21 protein-coding genes and 1 tRNA gene are annotated in these 21,249 nt (G+C 37.0%); 4 read left to right on the top strand and 18 right to left on the bottom strand.

Going from position 1 to position 21,249, the window contains the following annotated elements:
- Positions 1 to 160 precede the first annotated feature (160 nt).
- Positions 161 to 1,006 (bottom strand): DNA-3-methyladenine glycosylase family protein, encoded by an 846-nt coding sequence (locus tag ACGLYD_RS13495; protein ID WP_399633231.1) that lies wholly within the window; start codon positions 1,004 to 1,006, stop codon positions 161 to 163.
- 139 nt (positions 1,007 to 1,145) lie between these two features.
- Here ACGLYD_RS13495 and ACGLYD_RS13500 point away from each other — a divergent pair.
- Positions 1,146 to 1,218, top strand: a tRNA-Val gene (locus tag ACGLYD_RS13500).
- A 507-nt stretch (positions 1,219 to 1,725) separates the two neighbouring features.
- Here the strand turns inward: ACGLYD_RS13500 and ACGLYD_RS13505 are convergent.
- The 5 genes from ACGLYD_RS13505 to ACGLYD_RS13525 form a co-directional block, all read right to left on the bottom strand.
- A complete protein-coding gene (locus ACGLYD_RS13505; RefSeq protein WP_399628425.1) occupies positions 1,726 to 2,718 on the bottom strand; it encodes an S-layer homology domain-containing protein in 993 nt (330 codons plus the stop codon).
- Between the two features lie 180 nt (positions 2,719 to 2,898).
- Positions 2,899 to 3,291: an RDD family protein gene (locus tag ACGLYD_RS13510; RefSeq protein WP_187045498.1), complete on the bottom strand. Its 393-nt coding sequence runs from the start codon at positions 3,289 to 3,291 to the stop codon at positions 2,899 to 2,901.
- 239 nt (positions 3,292 to 3,530) lie between these two features.
- Complete coding sequence (locus ACGLYD_RS13515; protein ID WP_342538821.1) at positions 3,531 to 4,214, bottom strand: hypothetical protein; 684 nt, start codon at positions 4,212 to 4,214, stop codon at positions 3,531 to 3,533.
- A 2-nt stretch (positions 4,215 to 4,216) separates the two neighbouring features.
- Positions 4,217 to 4,765 (bottom strand): zf-HC2 domain-containing protein, encoded by a 549-nt coding sequence (locus tag ACGLYD_RS13520; protein WP_342538822.1) that lies wholly within the window; start codon positions 4,763 to 4,765, stop codon positions 4,217 to 4,219.
- Positions 4,762 to 5,256 (bottom strand): RNA polymerase sigma factor, encoded by a 495-nt coding sequence (locus tag ACGLYD_RS13525; protein ID WP_067211747.1) that lies wholly within the window; start codon positions 5,254 to 5,256, stop codon positions 4,762 to 4,764. The genes ACGLYD_RS13520 and ACGLYD_RS13525 overlap by 4 nt, the downstream gene beginning before the upstream one ends.
- 741 nt (positions 5,257 to 5,997) lie before the next feature.
- Here ACGLYD_RS13525 and ACGLYD_RS13530 point away from each other — a divergent pair.
- A complete protein-coding gene (locus ACGLYD_RS13530) occupies positions 5,998 to 6,057 on the top strand; it encodes a hypothetical protein (RefSeq protein ID WP_399633233.1) in 60 nt (19 codons plus the stop codon).
- 265 nt (positions 6,058 to 6,322) lie between these two features.
- Here the strand turns inward: ACGLYD_RS13530 and ACGLYD_RS13535 are convergent, their stop codons facing one another.
- The 9 genes from ACGLYD_RS13535 to ACGLYD_RS13575 form a co-directional block, all read right to left on the bottom strand.
- Positions 6,323 to 6,844 carry a hypothetical protein gene (locus tag ACGLYD_RS13535; protein ID WP_399628430.1) on the bottom strand — a complete coding sequence of 174 codons (522 nt, stop codon included), beginning with the start codon at positions 6,842 to 6,844 and terminating at the stop codon, positions 6,323 to 6,325.
- A 145-nt stretch (positions 6,845 to 6,989) separates the two neighbouring features.
- Positions 6,990 to 7,190: a hypothetical protein gene (locus tag ACGLYD_RS13540; RefSeq protein ID WP_342538824.1), complete on the bottom strand. Its 201-nt coding sequence runs from the start codon at positions 7,188 to 7,190 to the stop codon at positions 6,990 to 6,992.
- A 147-nt stretch (positions 7,191 to 7,337) separates the two neighbouring features.
- Entirely contained in the window at positions 7,338 to 7,982 is a 645-nt protein-coding gene (locus tag ACGLYD_RS13545; RefSeq protein ID WP_342538825.1) for a hypothetical protein, read from the bottom strand.
- A gap of 99 nt (positions 7,983 to 8,081) precedes the next feature.
- A complete protein-coding gene (locus tag ACGLYD_RS13550; RefSeq protein ID WP_342538826.1) occupies positions 8,082 to 8,348 on the bottom strand; it encodes a hypothetical protein in 267 nt (88 codons plus the stop codon).
- 363 nt (positions 8,349 to 8,711) lie between these two features.
- Entirely contained in the window at positions 8,712 to 9,914 is a 1,203-nt protein-coding gene (locus ACGLYD_RS13555) for an IS110 family transposase (RefSeq protein ID WP_399628434.1), read from the bottom strand.
- Between the two features lie 301 nt (positions 9,915 to 10,215).
- Positions 10,216 to 10,827, bottom strand: coding sequence for a zf-HC2 domain-containing protein (locus ACGLYD_RS13560; protein WP_342538827.1), 612 nt, complete (start codon positions 10,825 to 10,827; stop codon positions 10,216 to 10,218).
- Positions 10,817 to 11,326, bottom strand: coding sequence for a sigma-70 family RNA polymerase sigma factor (locus ACGLYD_RS13565; RefSeq protein ID WP_342538828.1), 510 nt, complete (start codon positions 11,324 to 11,326; stop codon positions 10,817 to 10,819). Before ACGLYD_RS13565 ends, ACGLYD_RS13560 begins: the two co-directional genes overlap by 11 nt.
- 247 nt (positions 11,327 to 11,573) lie before the next feature.
- Positions 11,574 to 11,999 (bottom strand): 3-hydroxyacyl-ACP dehydratase FabZ, encoded by a 426-nt coding sequence (fabZ, locus tag ACGLYD_RS13570; RefSeq protein ID WP_342539691.1) that lies wholly within the window; start codon positions 11,997 to 11,999, stop codon positions 11,574 to 11,576.
- Between the two features lie 1,682 nt (positions 12,000 to 13,681).
- Positions 13,682 to 14,251: an alpha/beta hydrolase gene (locus tag ACGLYD_RS13575; RefSeq protein WP_399628437.1), complete on the bottom strand. Its 570-nt coding sequence runs from the start codon at positions 14,249 to 14,251 to the stop codon at positions 13,682 to 13,684.
- Between the two features lie 933 nt (positions 14,252 to 15,184).
- Between ACGLYD_RS13575 and ACGLYD_RS13580 the strand changes: the two genes are divergently transcribed.
- Both ACGLYD_RS13580 and ACGLYD_RS13585 read left to right on the top strand, forming a co-directional pair.
- A complete protein-coding gene (locus ACGLYD_RS13580) occupies positions 15,185 to 16,324 on the top strand; it encodes a YibE/F family protein (protein WP_399628440.1) in 1,140 nt (379 codons plus the stop codon).
- On the top strand, positions 16,321 to 17,094 hold the full coding sequence (locus ACGLYD_RS13585; protein WP_067211806.1) for a YibE/F family protein: 774 nt from the start codon (positions 16,321 to 16,323) through the stop codon (positions 17,092 to 17,094). The genes ACGLYD_RS13580 and ACGLYD_RS13585 overlap by 4 nt, the downstream gene beginning before the upstream one ends.
- Before the next feature lie 461 nt (positions 17,095 to 17,555).
- Here the strand turns inward: ACGLYD_RS13585 and ACGLYD_RS13590 are convergent, their stop codons facing one another.
- The 3 genes from ACGLYD_RS13590 to ACGLYD_RS13600 form a co-directional block, all read right to left on the bottom strand.
- Positions 17,556 to 18,170 (bottom strand): MEDS domain-containing protein, encoded by a 615-nt coding sequence (locus ACGLYD_RS13590; protein ID WP_399628444.1) that lies wholly within the window; start codon positions 18,168 to 18,170, stop codon positions 17,556 to 17,558.
- Between the two features lie 450 nt (positions 18,171 to 18,620).
- On the bottom strand, positions 18,621 to 20,660 hold the full coding sequence (locus ACGLYD_RS13595; RefSeq protein WP_399628446.1) for a TRAP transporter permease: 2,040 nt from the start codon (positions 20,658 to 20,660) through the stop codon (positions 18,621 to 18,623).
- The gene (locus tag ACGLYD_RS13600; RefSeq protein WP_338655653.1) at positions 20,632 to 21,171 is read right to left on the bottom strand and encodes a DUF1850 domain-containing protein; all 540 of its coding nucleotides are present in this window, start codon (positions 21,169 to 21,171) and stop codon (positions 20,632 to 20,634) included. Before ACGLYD_RS13600 ends, ACGLYD_RS13595 begins: the two co-directional genes overlap by 29 nt.
- Between the last annotated feature and the right edge of the window lie 78 nt (positions 21,172 to 21,249).

The following is a 21,249-nucleotide window of genomic DNA, read 5'->3' on the forward strand; positions in this document are numbered from 1 at the left end:
TTTCCAACGGACCATAAAAACAGCCTTTCCATGTATTTAAAATGGGAAAGCTGTTTTTTTATGTGTACGAATGGTGAGTTGATCTTTCGAGTGTGTGTTGTTTAGTTTTAGGCTTATGTTGTGCAGTTCTAGGCAAGCGTTGTTTAGTTCCCTATATACGTCACTCAATACTGTGCCACAGATAATGTGCTGCATAACTTAAGTACGGTGACCACTCTGAAAAACGGGCAAGCATTTCATCTTGCGTGGGCTTACGATCCATCTTCCACACCTGCTTCAATGCGTTTTGCAAACCAATATCCGCCAGTGGGAATAAATTTGGACGTCCGAGCCCAGACATTAGGAAACCTTGTGCAGTCCAAGGTCCTACACCACGGTAAGCAACAAGTTTTGAAGTTACTTCATCGTCATCCATTTTCCTGAACTGCTCAAGGTCAAGCGTCCCCTCTGCAATCGATTGCGACAAGCCAATGACATATTCAGCCTTACGCGTGCTAAACTGCAGGTCTCGAAGTACTGAGACGTCAAGCGACGCAATACGCTCAGGGGATGGATAACGCCAGACGTCATCGACCATCTCCCCAAATGATTCTACAAAACGTTGCGTCAACGTATGTGAGAACGACAAATTGAGTTGCTGGTGAATGATGCTTTTCATTAGTGTTCCATATAATGAAAAACTTTTAACAAGCGGGGTTCCTTCATACTCAAGAAATAGCGGCCCAAGATCTGTTCCCGCAAAATGTAACCCGATTGCATCCAACGGTTTATCAAAATGAAAGATTGATTTAACCGTTTCAATTTGACTATCATCAATTGCATTTCCCACTATAAATGCAGGTAGTTGTTTCGTGCCTGTACTTTGCAACGTGATATTATTTCCCTCTTCCATAGGGATGCGCACTATGCGGCTTTGCAAATCCACAGAATTCACCGGGTCCCCTGCCAACCGAATAATTGCCCGATCGAAATCATAGACATAAGGCAATGAAAATTGAACGTCGATAAGAAACACCCCCTTTTTTCACAGCATTCTAGTGTCTATTATACTCTTTTTTAAAAAACTTTTCCTAAAGGTGTTGACTTCTATTACAGACCCGCTATAATAATAAATGTGCAGTAAGCAGAAACACAATTTAATTCCCGGTTCCGTAGCTCAGCTGGGAGAGCACTACCTCGACAAGGTAGGGGTCGCTGGTTCGAGCCCAGTCGGGACCATTGGGTGCCAAACCCGAAGAAAACCTTTAGGAACAAAGGTTTTTCCATAAAAAAGACGTTCAGGCCTTGTGCTTGGAGGTCTTTTTTTCTTTGGATTTTTACACCTAATGTCCGCCATTTGTCCGCAGCTTCAGGAAGATTCTCAATCCTTTCCATTAGTAAATAAGCAACAGTAAAAGATTAATGAGTAAAATAGGCTCGGTTCCACTAAAATAGGAACCGAGCTATTTTTAATTAAACCCACCAACAACTCTTGTGTTGCCACATACACTCTGCACATAACTCTTCATTCCAAATTGCCATGATTCCGACTGCTTCGCAGTGTGTCATAGGCATAGCATCATCATAAGCTAGAATTTCACAATTTCGTCTTCGTTATAAATATAAAAACCTGTTGTTAAATCTTCACTTTTCATGCCTATCTCATTGAGTCTCTTTTCATCTGTTGAGAAAAACAGTTCTACCTAATCTATTGTAATTGTTTTGTCTTAGAATCTACCACATTACCTACTTATTCTTTGAGACTTTCCTAATAAGCTCAAAATATGTGCCACCACCGGATATAATTAATGTATTATCATCTTTTATGAAGAATGTAGAAACATGGCCTTTTGAATCTGAAACATTAATTTCTGTAATAGGTGCTTTAAGACCTAAAAGATCAAAAGGGATACGATGTTTTTCTACGAAATCACTTGCTGGAATAATCGTTTCGGTGTAAATAGGATTGGTAGCCACCTTTACTATATCTGAAGGTTTATCTCCAAAACAACTTGCTTTATTAGCTGTAAAAGTTAAACTTTTCCCTAATAAACTTTCTGCATCCTCACTACTATAAGTACCTACTCCATAAGCTTGAACTTGATTAATAATCCACTCACCATAGTACGACTCTGAAGCACGGCGAAAAGCCGGATTCATCGCTCTCGCAAGAAATGCAGATATATGTGCTCTAGATAGACCCTCATTCGGTTTAAATGTACCATCCGGATAGCCCGAGGTTATATTGGCTGCTGCTAACTTCCTGACAGCAACATATGAAGTTGATCTTTTAGGAACATCTTTAAATTTTATATCTGCTTGATTGGTCAATTTAAAGGCATTTGCTATAAAGGCTGCCATATGACCTCTTGTTACTTGTTGTGTCGGTTTAAATGTACCGTCTGGATATCCATTAATAATTCCAGCCCTGACTGCTGAATTAATATAACCCGAAGAATGCCTACTCTCCGGTACGTCTTTAAACTTCGTTTTGGTTTTCTTTCCATCAAGTCCAATTGCCTTAGCAACCGTTATTGCAACTTCTTCTCGTGTGACTTTTTGATTAACCCCAAACTTTTCAGCAGGCTCAATAACCCCCTTTTCCAGTAGATACATAATTTCTGTGTAATTCGGATGGCTTTTAGGCACGTCTTTAAAACCAACATTGTTAGCCTTCGTCTGCGGAGCTAGTGAAAGCAATAATACGAATGTCAACAAAATAGATAATACTTTTCTCATGATAATCCTCCTAAATATATTTCCATAATTTATCGTAACATTAATAATTGGGTATGAACATAAAGTGTTCTGAAAAATCTCACTTAAACTAATGGGTGCTTTAGTTTAACAATCGGGATTTCGATGTGAATTGAAATTCCTTAGGTGCCCTGCTCTTGTAAACCATCCTTTTACTTCATGTTAAACCTCTCTAACAACCGTACCCGAAACCTGGTCATGAGGAAGAATTGCCCCATCTTGTACTTCAAACGCTTGCCGATTTTTTAAGTAATCAAGCGTACTCAAAGTATCTCGATAAGCCAACCGTTTAATGATTTGATTAGATGTTAGTTCTGAGCCATCTTGATTTTCTAGGGTTAGCCCCATTGTTTTATAACCGATTGTCTGACCATATTTACGCAGCTGTGCATATTCCAATGACCACATGACGACGAGAGTTGGTGTCACTAGAGCATGAAAAGCTTCATTTTTCACCTTTTTCCGCAAGAAATACTCAACACATGCTGTTACAGCCTTTGAAATTGCAAGGTCAATCAGAATCGCTTTTGTACGTTTTTTCGTAATGGATTTCATTAATATTCCCTCTTTTCTATTTTTTCTTAATGATACATATACGAATGGAAACGAGAAGAGTTTCATAGATAAGTGGGAAATATCGGGTGTTATGTCTACCAAAGTGATGTAGCATACAACCTTGCTGGTTTATTTTTATTCAAGATCCTCAAAGGCTCTTTTTTATTGGTTTTGCTCCGAAGCGGAAAATCTTTCTTTCTCAACTATTCAAAATAAAACTGTATAAAGTATCTTCATTTTTAATTCACATCATCTATCGTCAGTTCTTGTTTTGGCGTAAAACTCACATAATCATAAATTTCTTCCCCGTCTACAATGCTGTGGTATCCGACTTCAGCCATATAATAATCAATGGATTCGCCGTTCAGCTGCTGTTGGATCGCCTTGCTCTGCTGCAGCATTTGCTCTTTGGTCAAGTCGCCTTTTTCAATTTCCGTCATAATGAGCATGGGCTTTGGTGTTTTCAGCTGGGGCGTCCATTCCGCGACTTCGTTGCTGTATACTTCTACATCTGTGGACACTCCATTGATTTCTGGAACTCTTTTCTGTAGAAGCGCTAGAATATATTGCTCCGCCTCTGCATTTAATTTTTTTGAGGCCGCTTTGTCGATTTTGGATACGTGGATTGTATCGCCAAGAATTTCGTACGGTTCAAAAGCGGAGACATCGAACATATAGGTGGTTTCAACTCCTATCGGTTCCTTTTCCACTACTTTAAAACGAAAAGTGCCATCGATCCATCCATACTCTGCCGACCGCTTGATCTCATAGTCCATGTCCGGATAAGTTTGTTCTAAAAACGCTTCCAGGCTCTCTTTTGCCCTGTTTTTCTCAATTGGATTTCCGCTCATTTGTATGTAAGCGAACACGACGGCGGCAATTAATAAAATTGCAATTACACTGTATATTATTTTCTTTTTCATGATTAATTTTCCTCCATTATTTTAAGAATGCAAAAGCCGATGACGATTCCGATAAATGTAAACAGCAGGTGGACAATTAAGGAAAACAACGATAATTGAAGAGCTTCAGAAAAACTTTCAGCATAAAATTCGCCGAACCAATCTGTCATATATAGCAGGCAATTCCAAATGAAGTTCGGTACACCAGCGAGCAATACAGCAACGAGGACTGAACGATAAAACAGGTAGGTGACGGCCCCTAAAATGGCATAGGTCAGGATAAAGGTCTTGTTGTCATTCATAATGGTGGTGCTCATTGCTAATATAAAGGCAATGGCCACAAAGAAAATCTGTATCGTTGTCAAACGCACGGTTATTTTCCGGATCATTTTTTTAGAAGAACTCCCCGGCTTTACTTGTACAGGCAGCGGAATTTGTGACTGTTCTGCGATATGGCGGCATTTTGGGCAGCTTTGCAGATGCTCTTCAACAAATCGTTTGGTTTCCTCCTGCAATAACTCTTCTTCATATAAAGGCAATAAATCTTGTACAATGGCACATTCTTTATTCATAAAGTCACCTCCATCGCTTTTTGAATTCTTAATTTCAACCGGTGAAAAGTTACGCGTGCGTAGTTTTCCGATTTACCGATCAACACGCCGATTTCTGCAAAACTCAGCTCGCCGTATATGCGCAGTAATACAATTTCCCTCGCAGCATCCTCCATTTTCGAGATATGGTGCAACAGCATTTTTGTATCTTCATTGACTTCCGTTAACTCTTCTATTGACTGTATTTCAGCTTCCGGAATTATTGCGAGCTTTTCCATTAAGCTCTGTTGATATTTATTTTTGCGGTAATACTTTTTTAATAAGTTGTTGGCAATTGAGAACATCCACGTCGACAAGGTGGAATGGCCATTAAAAGATGCAATATTTTTACACGCTTCATAAAAGGTATCGTGACAGAGATCCTGAGAGGTCGCCCGATTTCCTGTCTTGGCATAAAAAAACGCATATATTTTCGGTTGGATCTCTTCATATTCATCTTCAAGCTTATTCATGACGGCCCTCACTCTCACTGTTCTTAGTATTAATACCTTGACCGCAAATTCCGTTACAACTTTTCAAAAAATATATATAAATTTTCCAAGGCAAAATGATTCTTGTTGTTATTTTGCTTACACGATTTTAATATCCACGATTTGCTAAGCTTAACCGACAAAGGCAAGTATCGATAATGAAAATGAGGAGATTCTTTATCATTTATGAAGTACGGTGAAGGCGGCCACCGCAAAAGAGACCGATTTTAAGCGGGAAATGACGAGGAAATACAAGGCTTTCGAACAACTCACTCGGAGTGAAATAAATAAGGAAGAAAGCTAGGTATGTAATTTTTATAGGGTACTCATTCATTCTCGAATAATTTATTTGAAATTATTATTACTTTTATCTGTTACTAAAAGAAAAGAAGAAACCCTGTGGTAAGTTCCTTCTCTACCTATAACTCCTGAAGTATTCTTTCTCTTAAGAGACGATTTTGAACATGGGTAATTGAAGTTAATAATCTTCTAACTCTGTCTTTTTCCGTTTTCAGATATCGTCTTTACGCTACTCTCATGTATGGTGGATGATGATCGCCAACGAATCCGCACTGCACAACAAGAAGGAATTGCGATCGCTAAGCAACAAGGGAAGTATCGGGGGAGGGTAAGAAAAGATATCATACAGCTGCTACTGGAAAAGATAAAGTTATTTTTGAACGGGTTGTCCAACTACTTTCTGAAAGTAAGAACATCGTAGATATACTTCGTGAAGTTGGCATTTCGAGGAATACAATTTATACGATAAAAGCAGATTTATAATCTGTGGCATGATTTTAAAAATCAATCCAGGTAATTCAAAAGAGCATCCTTTCTAGGATGCTCGCATTAAACAATATACACTCTTGCCAATTCAACGGCTTCTATATTTATTATCCTAATAAATGACACCCTAGGAACCCATTCTCTTGTACCATCAATTTAGAGTGTCAGAACCTAAAGGTTATGACACTGCTATGGTGTAAAAAAAGCCGATAAAAGGATCGGCCTTCATGCTCAACTAACGCACCTGTTAGTTGAATAAGTATTAGGACTTGATATCTTTCAATTTCGCTAAAAACCCAGTTTGAAATCCTGCTTCAAATACTACACACTGAATTATTTTTAGGTCTTCAGAAAAGGCAAATAAACCTTTTAAATCTATAAAAGATAGTGGGGGAAATTCAGGTCTAGGTTTTACTTCCCATGACTGGACTTCACCTATGCAAAGAAAATCATCAGAATTTCGATACTCACTTTCTGAAAAATAAACTTCAAGAAAACCAATTGCTGAGGAATCTATGAAGTCAGTTTGAATCATCTTTTTTCCTTTTAAAACAGTCTGCTTATAATCAAAGGGGATTTTTAATGGAACAGGTTCCGATATGATTGTAATTAGCCTAGTTGAATAATCAGCGAGAATGGATATTACACCTCTAAAAATGTAATGGTACTGCTCAATGTCCTCGCACTTTATTTCGAAAATACTTATAGGCATTTCCTTTGCTTTAATACCTAAATTTACTTCCTCTTCATAGTCCTCGCTTACATTTATAAATGAGATTTCCACTATTTTATGTCCCTCCAAAAAACAAACTTCAACAGATAAATCCTTAGATTAACATCAGGATTTTACAAGCACTTCTTCAACTAAACTGCCCCGTTAGTTCAACTAGTTTTACTGAATTACTTTTTTCAAACCTATTTATCATCCACTATTTTTTATTAAATTCGTCTTCCAATTCCTTTTCAATCTCATCATCACTAACCGAAACAATTTCAGCACTAACCCCATACTTCGTTTTTATTAACTGACCAACCTCTGACCTATCAATCCCATCCTTTACTGCTGCAAAGATTACTACGTACAAAATTAATAATCCAACAATCCAAAGTAAAATAGTTCCCCATAACATTTATCTCTACCCCCAATTAATTATTTCTTTATAACCTTCTTTCACTAACCTGCCCTTTTAGTTGAATAAGATAAAAGAGCTGCCCAAGCACCCCCATGATCTTTAACTAAAGCAAGCGTTAGTTGAGTAATCTCAATCAACTACTTATTAAAATTCTCTACTCCACTCATCATCCTCCAGCCATACACCATTTTCAGCGACATAACCGACAATAACAGTACCCTGTTCCAGTTTGTCTTCACTTTTCAAAAAAGATATGAACTCATTAAAGAGTTTTTCATCTTCCTCTCTCTTTTTTCGGGGAATATTAAAACGAATAATAGGTGCAACGTTAAAATCTTTATAACTCCCTGGATTAGCAGATTCAATACCCAATTCTTCTCCTATTGTGTCATCATAAATGACGTCAAAGTCAGTGATTTCTCCGAAATTCCCTTTAATATAAGGGCGTATTTCATTTTCTAAATCACCTGCCCATTTATTAGCGGTGTAAGTGTCAACCATTTTATCTTTAGCTTCGCTATAGTAAACATAAAACGTTATATTATTTTTCTTATCCCGTACCTTGGCACCGTATTCAAAATTAAAGTGCTCCATAGAACCATGCAAAATGTCATATATCTCGAAGTTATCATTAAATTTATCTTCTAAATATTCCTCCGCTTGGATTTTTACCTTTTCTTCCTTTTCTTTATCTGGCTTCATACTCTGAAGAAAAGAAAATACAAGTATAGCTATTCCTAATATAATCACTCCGACAACAATAAGTGTAACTTTTAAAAATTTGTTCACAAATTCCCCTCTTTCCCTTATAAATTCTCCATAAAAACGTAAGATCTTTATTGAAGTAATCTGCTTCGTTAGTATAATTATGTCATAAAATTAATTTCGTTAAATTCTACCGACGATTGCATAGAGAAATGCAATAAATAAAACACCTAATGAAATGGAAAGTAACGAGATATACTTCATAAACCCTTTTTCTTTCTTAAAGAAAGAAACGATACCAAGTATTATGCCTGTTAAATAGACACCAAATCCAATGAATATTCCCCACCAACCCAAAATAGTAATATTAATCGGTGGAAAAGCCATATATGCAACAAAAATTCCAACGACAACTAAAATGATGGAATACTTACTAAACTTCCTTTCCATTTTTTCGCCCCATTCTATTCCATCTATTTCTTCACACTATTTAGTCTTTTCCTTATTGAACTAACCTGCCCCTTTAGTTGAATAATAAATTGGAATAGCTCCATGGAATCAAACCTGAACAGGCTTGTATGCACTTAGACACCAAGTTGACATAACCCCAGTTCACGGCAGTAGTTACCTTCATTACGCAATAAGAAAAGCCACCCTGTGAAGGCAGCCGATTGTTCAACTAAACCAGCTAATAGGATGTCAATATTTTTCTCTAAAATAATTATTAACCCTATGTTATACTATTTTGAGCATGCCAAACAGCCCTCCAAAAACCTTTTGGAAGATTTTCTCTCTCATTATTAAAACTGTTAATTAAGCTATATCAAGGAAAGATTCTTTTCTGTTTAATAATGCATAAATCCAATGAAGTAATTTATTAATACAGGCTACAATCGCTACTTTGGCTGGCTTTCCTTCTGACTTTTTCTTACCATAGAATTCTTTAAGCTTTTTGTTCCTTGAACTTCTTATTCCACATAATACTGCTAGATACAAGGCGTGACGCAGTCTGCTTGAACCTCTTTTAGTAATACGGTTGGTTGTTGCTGTGAACTTTCCTGATGAGTAAACTCTGGGATCTACTCCTGCAAAGGCAACCAGTTTTTTCGGATGACTAAACCGATCGATTTCACCAATTTCGGAGATAATCGTTGCAGCGATTTTTTCTCCTATTCCAGGAATCGATTGGACAATCTTGTAGTCTTCTAGCTCATTTGCCAAGGTCACAATACGATTCTCTAAAATTGAAAGGTGTCCTTGGTACTGAAAAAGCATCTCAATATACATTTGAAGATTGATTAAGTGGCTTTGATACACGACTTTTTGAAATGGATTTCGCATTGCGGCATCCATTATTTTTTTTGCCTTTTCTCTTGCCCATTGGACAGAACGACTAGGGCAGAACTCTGCAACACGCACGGCTATTTTACTTTCCCCAGCTGATAAGACGGCTTCTGAAGTCGGAAATTCCTCTAACATCAATAAAGAAACCTTTGAATATAGATCACCAAAAACCTTCCGATATTCAGGAAATACTTGATCTAAAATAGTATGAAACTGAAGTTTTGCTTCTACATACATATTCGTAACGATCTCCTGTTGTCTTGAAAGATTTCGAAGGTCTAAAAGCTGAAGCCCTCTGTTTTTATGAGGTTCAAAATCTTCTTTGTAATAAAGCACACACAACTGATACGCATCGATTGCGTCCGTTTTCACCTTTCTTAAACTGGACTTCTTAGCCTGATAAGAAATTATAGGGTTAAGCAAGATATATAGAACATCATGTTCCTCCATGAATTGAACAACGGGGGTATGATAATGACCAGTGGATTCTAGAATGACCATAGGCATTTGTCCTGTCATCTTTTCTATCTCTTTTAAAAATCCAATAAAGCGATGTAATTCCTCTCTGGTATGCTCCACAGAAAAGCTCTTTCCAAACGGTTTTGATTTATCTAAGAATGCCTGAACTTGGCTTTCTCCTTTTGCCACATCCAGGCCAACTACTGGATTCATTTTTATTCCTCCTCTAATTTCTACTTGCCAGTACCCCTAATCCTTCTTGTAGTGTCATAGCTTCGCTTGTTATACGAGATCTACGTCCCAACCAGCCTCAAACATGTTTCTACAAGTAGGGGGTGGACAGTTTACTTGACGGGATCAATGCCCCACGCACCCGTACGTCCTACCCTGGCTACTGATATATTAAATCCAATTAAAAAAAGGTCAATCAGTAAAAACTGGTTAACCTTATAATACGAAAGCACCCGTTAGTGCAATAAAATACTACTGGCAACTATCTAGGTCTCCATTATTCTCATACCGCATTAATGAAAAATCTCCCTTGTGATGCTTTTATTTCAAAGAAATATTTTTCGTTCTTTTTTAAGCTATCCAATTTGACGTTTGTTCCAGGTTTTACCCGAATTTCATCGACTACTACTTTACCATTTACATCTTTTACCCTTAGAAGTACATCACTTTCACTATTTGCGTCATTTACGATAATCTTCTTCCAGAAAATACGATCATATATTAGATAATTTTTGTCGTTAAAACTTATGCTTTGCCACTCTTCCGAAGTATCTTCTACAACCACAATTGCGGTCACCTTTGGGGAAAAGTAATAATGAACAACACCTACGTTCTGATAAACTAGAGAACCTACCGTCAAGATAAAAATGGTCATAACAATAGCTGTAATGACTTGGATACGTCGTTTTTTATTGATTTTTTTAAAAGGTGCAATAGCTTTCACAACTTCTTTTGGATTTTGTTGAACATATGCAATTTGCCGTTCCATACTGTTGACACACGCCTTACACTCTTCACAATGCTCTAAATGGTCTTCAACTAGTTTTGCAGTATCTTCGCTACAAATACCATCAATATATGATGGCAATAAATCTTTAATAATATTACAATTCATATGGATCAATCCTTTCCGATAGTTTTAATTTCGCACGGTAATAGGTTACCCTCGCCCAGTTTTCACTTTTACCAAATATCTCGCCAATCTCTCTAAAGCTGAGATCAATGGATGTTCTTAATAAAAATAGTTCACGATAAGGTTCATTTAGCAGATGTATTTCTTTATGTATCGAAATAAGTGTATTGCGATTGACAAGCTTAACATCTGGCTGCTGTTCTGGAGATGTGATATCCATCCCCATTTGCACAATGTTTTCTACACTCAGATGAGTAGAATGGCTCTCCTTTTTTAAGTAATTATAGTATGTATGTTTTGCAATCTGACATAACCATACAGACATTTTACATTCACCGTTATATCGATGAATAGACTTTACCGCCTGATAAAAAGTTTCTTGGGTTAGCTCTTCAGCTACATCTACGTTTGACGTTAAACAAATAAGAAAACGTTTGACTTCGTCTGCATAAGATTCGTAGATGTCATTTAAATCCTCCACCTTTTCCCTCCTTCCCACCATTTTTTTTGCATGGATACTTATATATAGCTTTAAAGTGTTATTCGTTACAAGAATTTTAATTTTTATTGGCTATGTTTAAGTTGGTTGTTGATTTCGTATAGAAAAATGAGCTTGGAGAAGCATTTCCAAGCTCATTTTTTCCTGTCTATTTTTTACTAAAGCACCCGTTAGCTGCATAAGACAACCTTTCGTTAGAGATTTTGAGTAACATTTTTAATATTTTCTTTTAATCACCAAAAGCAAATATTATTTCTACTTCGCAAACTAATTTCCCGTCAACAGTAGCTAAACCTTTGCCTTTCCCAATAGGACCTTTTAATCGAGTGATTTCAACTTCAAGACGGAGCTGGTCTCCGGGTTTTACTTGCTGTTTAAAACGACAATTATCTATACCTGCTAATAGCCCTAATCGTCCTTGGTTTCCTTCTTTAGTTAACATCACAACAGCACTTACTTGAGCTAATGCCTCCACAATTAATACACCTGGCATAACTGGGTAATTGGGGAAGTGCCCGTTAAAAAAATCCTCATTTGCAGTCACATTTTTAATACCAATTGCTCTTTTTCCTTCTTCTAATTCCAAAATCTTATCCACTAAAAGAAATGGATAACGATGTCTAATTATTTCCTTAATTTTTTGAGTATCTAAAATCATTATTGCCCCCCCATAAAAATTTTATTAAAATCCTATTCACTAATTTTATCATCTGGTTTTAATAGTTGATACTAAAAAAATCTTCTTCAACTAACCTGCCCCTTTAGTTCAATAGGAAAAGCTGTCATGAAAGGCAGCCGATTGTTCAACTAAAGTATTCGTTATTTTAATAAGAACAGAGACGCTTATTAAACAATCGCGCCCGATTATGGAAAATCTTAAATGTTAACGGGTATTATTTCATCATTCGATAATTGACATAAAAATTAAATATTGCAGGTATTAACAAACTCAGGGCGAGACATAAGATTGCTGCAAATTTAGACTGTTTAATAAGCCGTTCATCGCCTAATTTTAAGTAATGAAAGAAGGACAGACTGAAATAAAAGCAAAGTACAATCAGTACTAGGGAAAGTATCCCTAACAAATTCCCTGCTCCCATAAATATTATATTATCCATGCAAATACCTCCAAATCGTTTAATCACTTTATTGCAAAACCTGATCGTTAGCTAAGTAAATTTGTAAAAAAATAATATTCGATAAAATGGCCCGTTAGTTCAAGAAGGAAAAAAGCTGACCTAGGTAGGCCATAATTTTTCACTAAAGAACCCCTCTAAAAAAATTATACCATTTATTTACTTAACTAACCTGCCAGTTAGTTGAACAAGGAATTCGATCGCTAAACAAGCTTGTATAGGCCATGCATCTTTAGTAGACATAACACCGGTTCTCGGCAGTTGTTTCCAACAGGTAACCCCTTGTAACACCTCAGTTCCCCTTCTATGACCCCTTACTTTATTATGCTTGAATCCACTAACGGGCTTTCTGGTGAGCGCCAGGCCTCTCTACATGGATAATTATGCAGATTGACCTCAACAAGAAGCAGTCGAAAACCCTCCATGGAAACTCATAGCGGAGGTGGGAAGATATTTTCTGGCCGTGATTTTTCGTCCCCAGTGAATTGCCCATAATTAGCATGTGAATCCGTTTTTCTAAGTTACAGACATTCCCGTAATGTCTAAACATATTTGGTAATGTGAAATATCATTCCCTACTCGGATTACGAGTAACATTTTCTAATAAGAAAACTGTTGTAGTATAAAGATTTATTCAAAAAAGTAATACAGACCACCTGCTTACTTTCTTGTCCGCAATTTGTCCGCATAATTAATTTCCTGTACCAAACTTATTTTACTGAGTTAATTTACCTGTTCACTAAAACCTTATTAAATCAAACTTATTTAACCTCAACTAATTCAGCTTAACCAGTTTAACTAAGGGATACAAAATCGACAAGGTAGGGGTCGCTGGTTCGAGCCCAGTCGGGACCATTGGGTGCCAAACCCGAAGAAAACCTTTAGGAACAAAGGTTTTTCCATAAAAAAGACGTTCAGGCCTTGTGCTTGGAGGTCTTTTTTTTATTGTTTTTTTAAATTGGGGGGAGTTGAATAAGGAAACAGCTTTACTCCTTCTTGAAGTAAAGCTACTGTTAGTTGAAGATTCATTAAAATTACCAAGTTAATTCATTTAAAAATGTAAGAATATCTTTGTTCACGTCATTGATATCCGTGCCTAATGTCATTAAATGTTTAGAGTTCGGATACCCCTTCATTGTTTTTTGATTCGTCGCAACGCTTTGAAAAATTACCTCTGCACTTTCTTTATACAATGGCTCATCTAATTCACCATATAATGAATTGGTGATGTTAAAAGTGCTAATTTATCCATCGTTATATCAATTAGCTGTTGGAACTCAACTAATGAATCGATAGAAATATTTTGAAGACGTTTCATTTCTACATTTATTTGTTCTTCATTTTTTCCTTCCAGTTGTTTGTATCCTTTTGCATAATGAAAGACACGTTTTTGTAGAAAAGTAGCTTCCCTATGTATTGGAACTGACATTGTCACAACACCATTTATCTCCAACTCTTGACCAACTTTTAATGCAAACACACCACCAAGAGAAAGACCAATCACAGCTATTTTTTCAAAACCTTTGTCCTTCAACAACTTGTAACCGTTTAGTACATCTTGCCACCAATCTGGCGGTCTATGTGTGAGAGATTCTTCTGCTGTTAAACCATGTCCACTGTATAATGGTGCATAGCAAGAATAATTGTTCTTTTGCAAATACCTCCCTAACTTTTTCATATCAATCGTATTGCTTGTAAAAGAATGTAATAGTAAAACGGCTCTCTCTCCACCTTTATAGAAAAAAGGCTTAGGGGGTACTATTTTCATCATTATTTTGAATACCTCACTAACATATTCTCAGAATTTAATTAAATAACAGAACATCGAATTTTTATAATTCTTTTAAAGTATAACATCCATTCATTATTGAACTAAACTGACCGTTGGTACAATACTATTTTTCAGACTACATCTTGTATTACTCACTACTCATTTTAGCAACTTGTGTAACTACTGCTGTAGAAGGTTTTACACAAAATCCTCTGACAAATTTAGACCGAATAAAACCGGTATTGTTCCAATTATAGAGATTTTTATATAGGTTCTCCTAGCAATATCGCTCCTAGAATATAGCCACCAACAGGATTTAAAAGCAACCAATTTTTTGCTATAATAGCGTCTTTTTTAAGCATGTAAAACAGTAAATAATAGACCTAACCTCAAACCCTTAAAACTTAATCCCCTTTGACTTAAGATACATTGCAATAATAGTTCTATTTCATTAGTGAATACAGTCTCTTCATTTTTTTCGGAACCCAATTAACTAATTGAATATCATTTTCATCCCGAGTAAATGATTTTCCTGATTCTTTTCTGGCAAGTGATTGAATACGCCGCATCCCTGAACTTTTTCTTTCATTCTCAGCAGGGATTTGTTCTGCGTCTGTATCTTATTTTGCCGTTTTCCAATTAATTCCTAACGTTTTTTGATTTTATTGGTAGTTAATGATTTTTGATTCCTCATTAATTTGATACAATTGACTTCAGACATCCTCAGCATTCCTTTCGACCTCCACTGCATTTGATTCTACACACTAAAGCAGAGAAATTTTGGAAGACAGGCAAGTCTTTTTTGTTAAAATTTAAGTTTAACGTTATGTACTTTTTTGTTTCATAACACTTTACTTTTATTTCTCACTATACAATTGTCCGTATACTTTTGTTATATGCGATAGACACTAACTATTAGTCGGAGGTTTTTCTTTGAATGTTGTCATAAACAGATTTAAAAAATTGCTACTCAAAAATATTGTTTTGTACAGCATTATAGCAGTTTGTTTTGTTGGTTCTATACTGTTTGTTCAATACAATTATTCTTTTTACGATCGACCAATTGCTAAAATTATCGAGACCAATCTCGAAGATTCAATTCAAGTTGTTGATATGCATAATAATCGCGATCAGTTGTTCACACAGCAAATCATCGCCGAGATTAAAAATGGACAAGAAAAAGGACAACAAATCCATATAACGAACGAGTATTCAACTTCAGGTGCTTATGATCATGCATATCGAGTAGGAAACGATTTATTTATTTCAATTGATGAGCAAACAAAGGCATCAGGCGATTTAACCGGAAGTATAAAAGATATTAAACGTGATAAATACATTGTTATGATCATGTGGGTGTTTATATTTGTTTTGCTTCTAATTGGGAAAAAACAGGGATTTTTTTCGATCGTCAGTTTAGCAGTCAATGCCCTCTTATTATCTTTTGCACTAGATGTTTATGTAAACAATTCATCTATCAGTTTACTTTGGATATGCGGGATAACCGTTATTTTATTTACCGTCACCTCTTTGTTACTCGTGAACGGTTTTAACGAAAAAGCATATGCTGCGATTGTCGCAACACTTTTAGGAACATTTTTCTCCTTACTGATTGCTTATCTGGTCATATGGATCACTGCTGGAAGCGGGTTACGATATGAGGAGATGAGCTTTCTGACACGCCCTTATGAAATGGTTTTCATGGCTGGTCTCTTCGTCGGTTCTTTAGGTGCAGTGATGGATGTCGCCATTACAATGTCTTCCTCTATCTTCGGGCTTTACGAGAAAGACAATCATATATCGACAAAAGCATTGAAGAAATCCGGTTTAGAAATTGGAAAAGACATTATGGGTACCATGACTAACATTTTGTTCTTTGCGTACATTAGCGGATCCATTCCAGTCCTTATTTTATATATAAAAAACCACACTTCACTGTCATTTGCCCTTTCTATGAACCTTTCTTTGGAATTAGCGCGAGCGTTGGCAGGTGGCATTGGGATTGTACTGGCAATTCCGATTGGTTTATACACTTCTATCTTCTTTGTGAATCGAAAGAGGCATAAATTATGAATGTATTGGTGTGGCTAGCAGCCATTTTGTTTATATTGATGATCGTCATTGGCGGAAAAAAAGGAGCACGGTCCTTCATTTCCTTATTCTTAAACTTTGGTGTCATCCTTCTTATCACATTGATCATGGCAGATCCGAATGCAAACCCAATTATCCTGACGATTATTGGGTGCACGATCATTAGTTGTATTAACCTTTTTTTCATCAATAAAGTGAACAGTAAAACAAAAACTGCATTCCTTTCTACTGCCATCACAATTGTCATTTTATTGATTTTTATCAATCAAGTGACGAAATTAACGATGATTCAAGGGTTTGGCGAAGAAGAAATCGATGAACTGACCATATTTTCTCTTTATATTGGTGTGGATTTTGTTAAAATTGCAGCTTCAGTCATTATTATGAGTACAATCGGAGCTATTACGGACGTAGCCATTTCGATTACTTCCCCTATGCTTGAGATATTTAACCAACATCCAACTATTAGTAGAAGAGACTTATTCAAATCTGGGATAAATATTGGAAAGGATATTCTAGGGTCAAATACAAATACGTTGTTTTTCGCCTTTTTTGGGGGTTATATGGCATTGCTTTTGTGGTTTAAAGACTTATCTTATTCTATAGGGGAAATCGTAAATTCAAAGATTTTCGGTAGTGAAATGATTACAATATTTAGTGCGGGTATTGGTATCGCACTGATTGTACCAATTGCTTCCTGGATTAATGCATATTATTTAGTGAGGACAAGGGAAAAAAAGAAAGTTAAATAGGAACCTGACTAGCAAAGTCTAGATGCGCCCCTTTACGATGAAGGATTTTGATCTGGCAATCATCAGAATTTGAAAAGCGATTGCATATTGGCTAACTAAAATCGACCAACTAAATGTCCACAGTATGATAAAGTACGTTCTACCCCTTGATAATCTAGGGGATACAAAATCGACATGGAGAGGACTGGATTGATTCCAGTCGGGACTATATCGTTAACCCCTTGTGCATAAGGGGTTACAGAGTAACACAACCCTTTATTGGGTTGTGTTTTTTATTATTAGTAATCATCGAATGACAAGTTTTTATTGGTTATTTTTTTAAATAAAAAAAGATGACCCGTCTAATGATTAACGATAGGTCGCCTTTAATTTTACAAGCCTTCTGTTCAAAAACAACCGTCAATAAATGATTTCCTGCTGTTAAACTAATACGAACGCGCCTGTTTGTTAAATAATAAATATCATTTTACTACATTCGATGGCTGGTATTCTTCCGAGACGATAAAATCATCTTCCAGTAGAACATAGGGATGTGTTTCCATCAAACTCGTTTTGAGGTAGTCGGGCATTTTATTTCCTTCGTATGCACAAATTAATGGAAACGACAGCAGATTTACAGCTTCGTCTACTATTACCTCTAAATCTTTTATAAGATGCAGTGGCTCTTCCATTGTAGCCCACTCGACATGTGCCCATGCTCGGAAAGAGATTTTATTTTCGACATAGGGCTGAATTGTCTTACTGAAGTAATCAGCGATTGAAGGTGGATGATAACTGCCACTTGACCAATAGAATTCGAGGCTATTTACATAGTGTATGAATTCCATTTGATCTTTCGTTAAACGTGTACTTAGTTCTTTGCGAATAATAGGATAAAGACGAGAATTCTCAATGAGAATCACGTAATCTCCCGCTGCAATACCATCTTGTACATAACTCAAAACCTGTATAATGTAATTTTCAAGCCCATTATACTTATATAGTACATGAAGGTGACCATTCTTTTCGTCCTCGAACAACTGATTCATTTTGCTTTTCATTTCTCTTTTTGCAATACCATTTGAAATTTCAACCACAGTAACTACCTCCTTTATTATTAATTCGACATAGAATCCGATAATTCCTTCTTTATACAGACAGGTAAGCTTTTGAGGTTATCCTCCAAATTCCCCTTCCTACTCTACACGTGCGGCTGTCGATGCATACGGCGTACCGATTAGTTCAATTCAATTTAAATCATCAACTCTTATTGTTATGATACACAAACAAGTGCACCAAATTGTAATAAGGCTACTAACGACAATATCCATCCCTTCATTTTTATATACTTCATAAGACTTCATCCTCCCCTCTCTTCTAAAATTGTTACAGATATTCGAACAGTGAGTAATAAATGGTGAGGTGATTTTAAATACGTTCAGATATAATATGGTCGGTCAGCCACGAGATATGATCAAGCGACTATTCCCCAAACTAAAAATCCCTTCGCATATGAAAACTCATAGCAAAGGGATCTCCATATTCTATTAAGCTACTGTGACTTCCTTGCTATCGTCTTCTTTCTCCCGTGTCATCCACTGGAGTGCGACCATTGCCGAGAACAGAACCAGTCCGATAATGTCAGTAATAGTTTCTGGGTATATGAGAAGCATCCCTGTCGCTAAAGCGAACAGGCGCTCAATCCAATTACATTTTCGATACCAGAAGCCAATCATTCCTGCACCAATCGCAATCATCCCAATAATGGCAGTGAAAACGACCCATAAAATCTCTGGGACAGAGGCTCCCATCATGAGCATCGCAGGATTGAATACAAACATGTACGGTATGATAAATGCCGCAACAGCGAGCTTCGCAGAAACGACACCTGTTTTAATAGGATCTCCGCCTGAGATACCAGCTGCAGCGAATGCTGCAAGGGCAACAGGTGGTGTGATGTCTGCAATAATACCAAAATAGAATACAAATAGATGTGCGGACACAGCCACAACAATTGGAACAGTTGCGCCTGGGTTATCAAGCATAAGAAGCGTGATAATCGCAGGAGCAGCGATTGTTGACGTTATGACATAGTTCGCTGTTGTCGGTGAACCCATGCCCAAAACAATTGCAGCAAGCATTGTAAAGAACAGTGTGAGGAAGATGTTTCCACCTGCAGCTGAAATCAATCCAGTCGCAAGACTTAGGCCTAAACCTGTCTTCACAACAACCCCTACGATAATACCGGCACATGCTGTCGCTGCCGCGACACCAAGCGCTGTACGCGCACCATCAACCAATGCTTCAATCATATCTTTAAATCCAAGACGCGTTGACTTATCGAATGAGCTGACAATAATCGTTAAGACGATTCCCAACAATGCTGCTTTCATCGTAGGAATACCAATTAATAAAAAGACGATAATACCGATAATCGGTAAGAGTAAATATATTTTCTTTAATGTCTTTTTACGGTCAGGAATTTGGTCTTCCGTCATTCCTTTTAGACCGACACGCTTCGCTTCAAAGTGTGTCATAATCCAAACTCCAGTGAAATAAAGGAGTGCTGGAATCGCTGCGGCTTTTGCAATTTGCCAATAGGTAACGCCGCCTATGAATTCAACCATAAGGAATGCGGCTGCTCCCATAATCGGTGGCATAATTTGCCCGCCCGTCGACGCTGCCGCTTCAACGCCGCCAGCAAATTCCTTTTTATAACCAAGTTTTTTCATCATCGGAATTGTATACGAACCCGATCCAACAACGTTGGCAACCGAACTTCCCGAAATTGTACCTTGTAAAGCACTTGAGAAGATGGCAACCTTAGCCGGTCCACCGACTAAACGGCCCGCCAATACAACCGCAAGATCGTTGAAATAAGCTCCGACCCCCGTTTTGACAAGGAATGCTCCGAATAACAGGAACACGAAAATGAATGTGGAAGATACACTAATTGGCGTACCTAAAATTCCATCTGTCGTGAAAAACATCAATTGAACAACACTTTTCAGATCTTGTCCACGGTGTGCAAGGAATCCTGGGAAATATGGTCCGAAAAATGCATAGACTAAAAACACAGCCGAAATAATTGTAATTGGCATACCAACCGCTCGTCTCGCGGCCTCCATCGTTAAGAGGATGGCTAGGACCCCAACGATTATATCAAGTATTGATACACGACCAACACGTAACACAAGATCTCCGATTAGAAGCGGCCAATAAAGTCCGACCCCTATAGCCAGAAGCGCCAAAATCATATCGTAAAATGGTACCTTATTTCGTTCTCTCTTACTTTTTTTCCTAGCCGGAAACAGGATGAAAATTAAAGATAATGCAAATCCTAAGTGAATTGAACGTTGAATGTACGCCGTAAAAGGAGTTCCAATTGCTGTATATAATTGAAATATGGAAAACGCTAGTAAACCAAAAAATACAATTTTCTTAAATATGCCTGTAACATCACGTGTATTCGATTCGGGGTCATATTTTTGAAGTATTTCCAGTTGTTCTTCTTCTGACAACATTTTAAACTCTTCTGTTTGCGTTTCCAGCTCTAGCTCATCGTTCCGCTTTGTTTTTTTCCCCATTCATATGAACTCCTTTCAGCATTTGATAGAAGGATAGGTTCACAACACGAAATGTGTACGATTTTCCCCTTATCAACTGTTTCTTTAAATTTAGTTCGTTTCTTAAGTATCGAAAAGCTAATTCTGCATCTACATCTCCAACCAGCATGACAAATGAATCTATAACATTATCATCATATGTAAGCGTATACACCCCATCCTGCACAGTTAGGGTTTCTCCTTCTTCTGCATAGCCAGGCAAACCAATTGCAAGATCCTCGTACTGCATCGATAACAGACGTATTTTTCGATCAGCAGTCACTTCATAGAATTCAATGACATCTGTCAAATGAATGGAGTGAACGTATCTGATTTGAAAGCTGTTAGTATTTTTTAAAGGGACATAATAGACGTCAGGGTTTTCCACACGATGTTCAGTAAACGTAAACGCTGGTTTTATTGGAATAAAAAAAAGAATAGCAACTGAACAAATGAAAAAAGTAATAAACGGAACGGCTTTTTTGTGACACATCTCGCCTCTTCCTTCCGTTTCTAATTCATTAGATTAATTTCAAAAATGGGACGGCTAAAGCTTAACAACGCTTCACCG

This window comes from Sporosarcina sp. SG10008, from assembly GCF_044569405.1.
GTDB classification, from domain to species: domain Bacteria; phylum Bacillota; class Bacilli; order Bacillales_A; family Planococcaceae; genus Sporosarcina; species Sporosarcina psychrophila.

Bases quoted from the DNA above. Each gene is read 5' to 3' on its own strand.
- ACGLYD_RS13575 (WP_399628437.1), bottom strand. From the start codon at position 14,251: ATGATGAAAATAGTACCCCCTAAGCCTTTTTTCTATAAAGGTGGAGAG.
- ACGLYD_RS13540 (WP_342538824.1), bottom strand. From the start codon at position 7,190: ATGTTATGGGGAACTATTTTACTTTGGATTGTTGGATTATTAATTTTG.
- ACGLYD_RS13550 (WP_342538826.1), bottom strand. From the start codon at position 8,348: ATGGAAAGGAAGTTTAGTAAGTATTCCATCATTTTAGTTGTCGTTGGA.
- ACGLYD_RS13585 (WP_067211806.1), top strand. From the start codon at position 16,321: ATGAATGTATTGGTGTGGCTAGCAGCCATTTTGTTTATATTGATGATC.
- ACGLYD_RS13525 (WP_067211747.1), bottom strand. From the start codon at position 5,256: ATGAATAAGCTTGAAGATGAATATGAAGAGATCCAACCGAAAATATAT.
- ACGLYD_RS13555 (WP_399628434.1), bottom strand. From the start codon at position 9,914: ATGAATCCAGTAGTTGGCCTGGATGTGGCAAAAGGAGAAAGCCAAGTT.
- ACGLYD_RS13595 (WP_399628446.1), bottom strand. From the start codon at position 20,660: ATGGGGAAAAAAACAAAGCGGAACGATGAGCTAGAGCTGGAAACGCAA.
- ACGLYD_RS13520 (WP_342538822.1), bottom strand. From the start codon at position 4,765: ATGAATAAAGAATGTGCCATTGTACAAGATTTATTGCCTTTATATGAA.
- ACGLYD_RS13560 (WP_342538827.1), bottom strand. From the start codon at position 10,827: ATGAATTGTAATATTATTAAAGATTTATTGCCATCATATATTGATGGT.
- ACGLYD_RS13515 (WP_342538821.1), bottom strand. From the start codon at position 4,214: ATGAAAAAGAAAATAATATACAGTGTAATTGCAATTTTATTAATTGCC.
- ACGLYD_RS13510 (WP_187045498.1), bottom strand. From the start codon at position 3,291: ATGAAATCCATTACGAAAAAACGTACAAAAGCGATTCTGATTGACCTT.
- ACGLYD_RS13505 (WP_399628425.1), bottom strand. From the start codon at position 2,718: ATGAGAAAAGTATTATCTATTTTGTTGACATTCGTATTATTGCTTTCA.
- ACGLYD_RS13600 (WP_338655653.1), bottom strand. From the start codon at position 21,171: ATGTGTCACAAAAAAGCCGTTCCGTTTATTACTTTTTTCATTTGTTCA.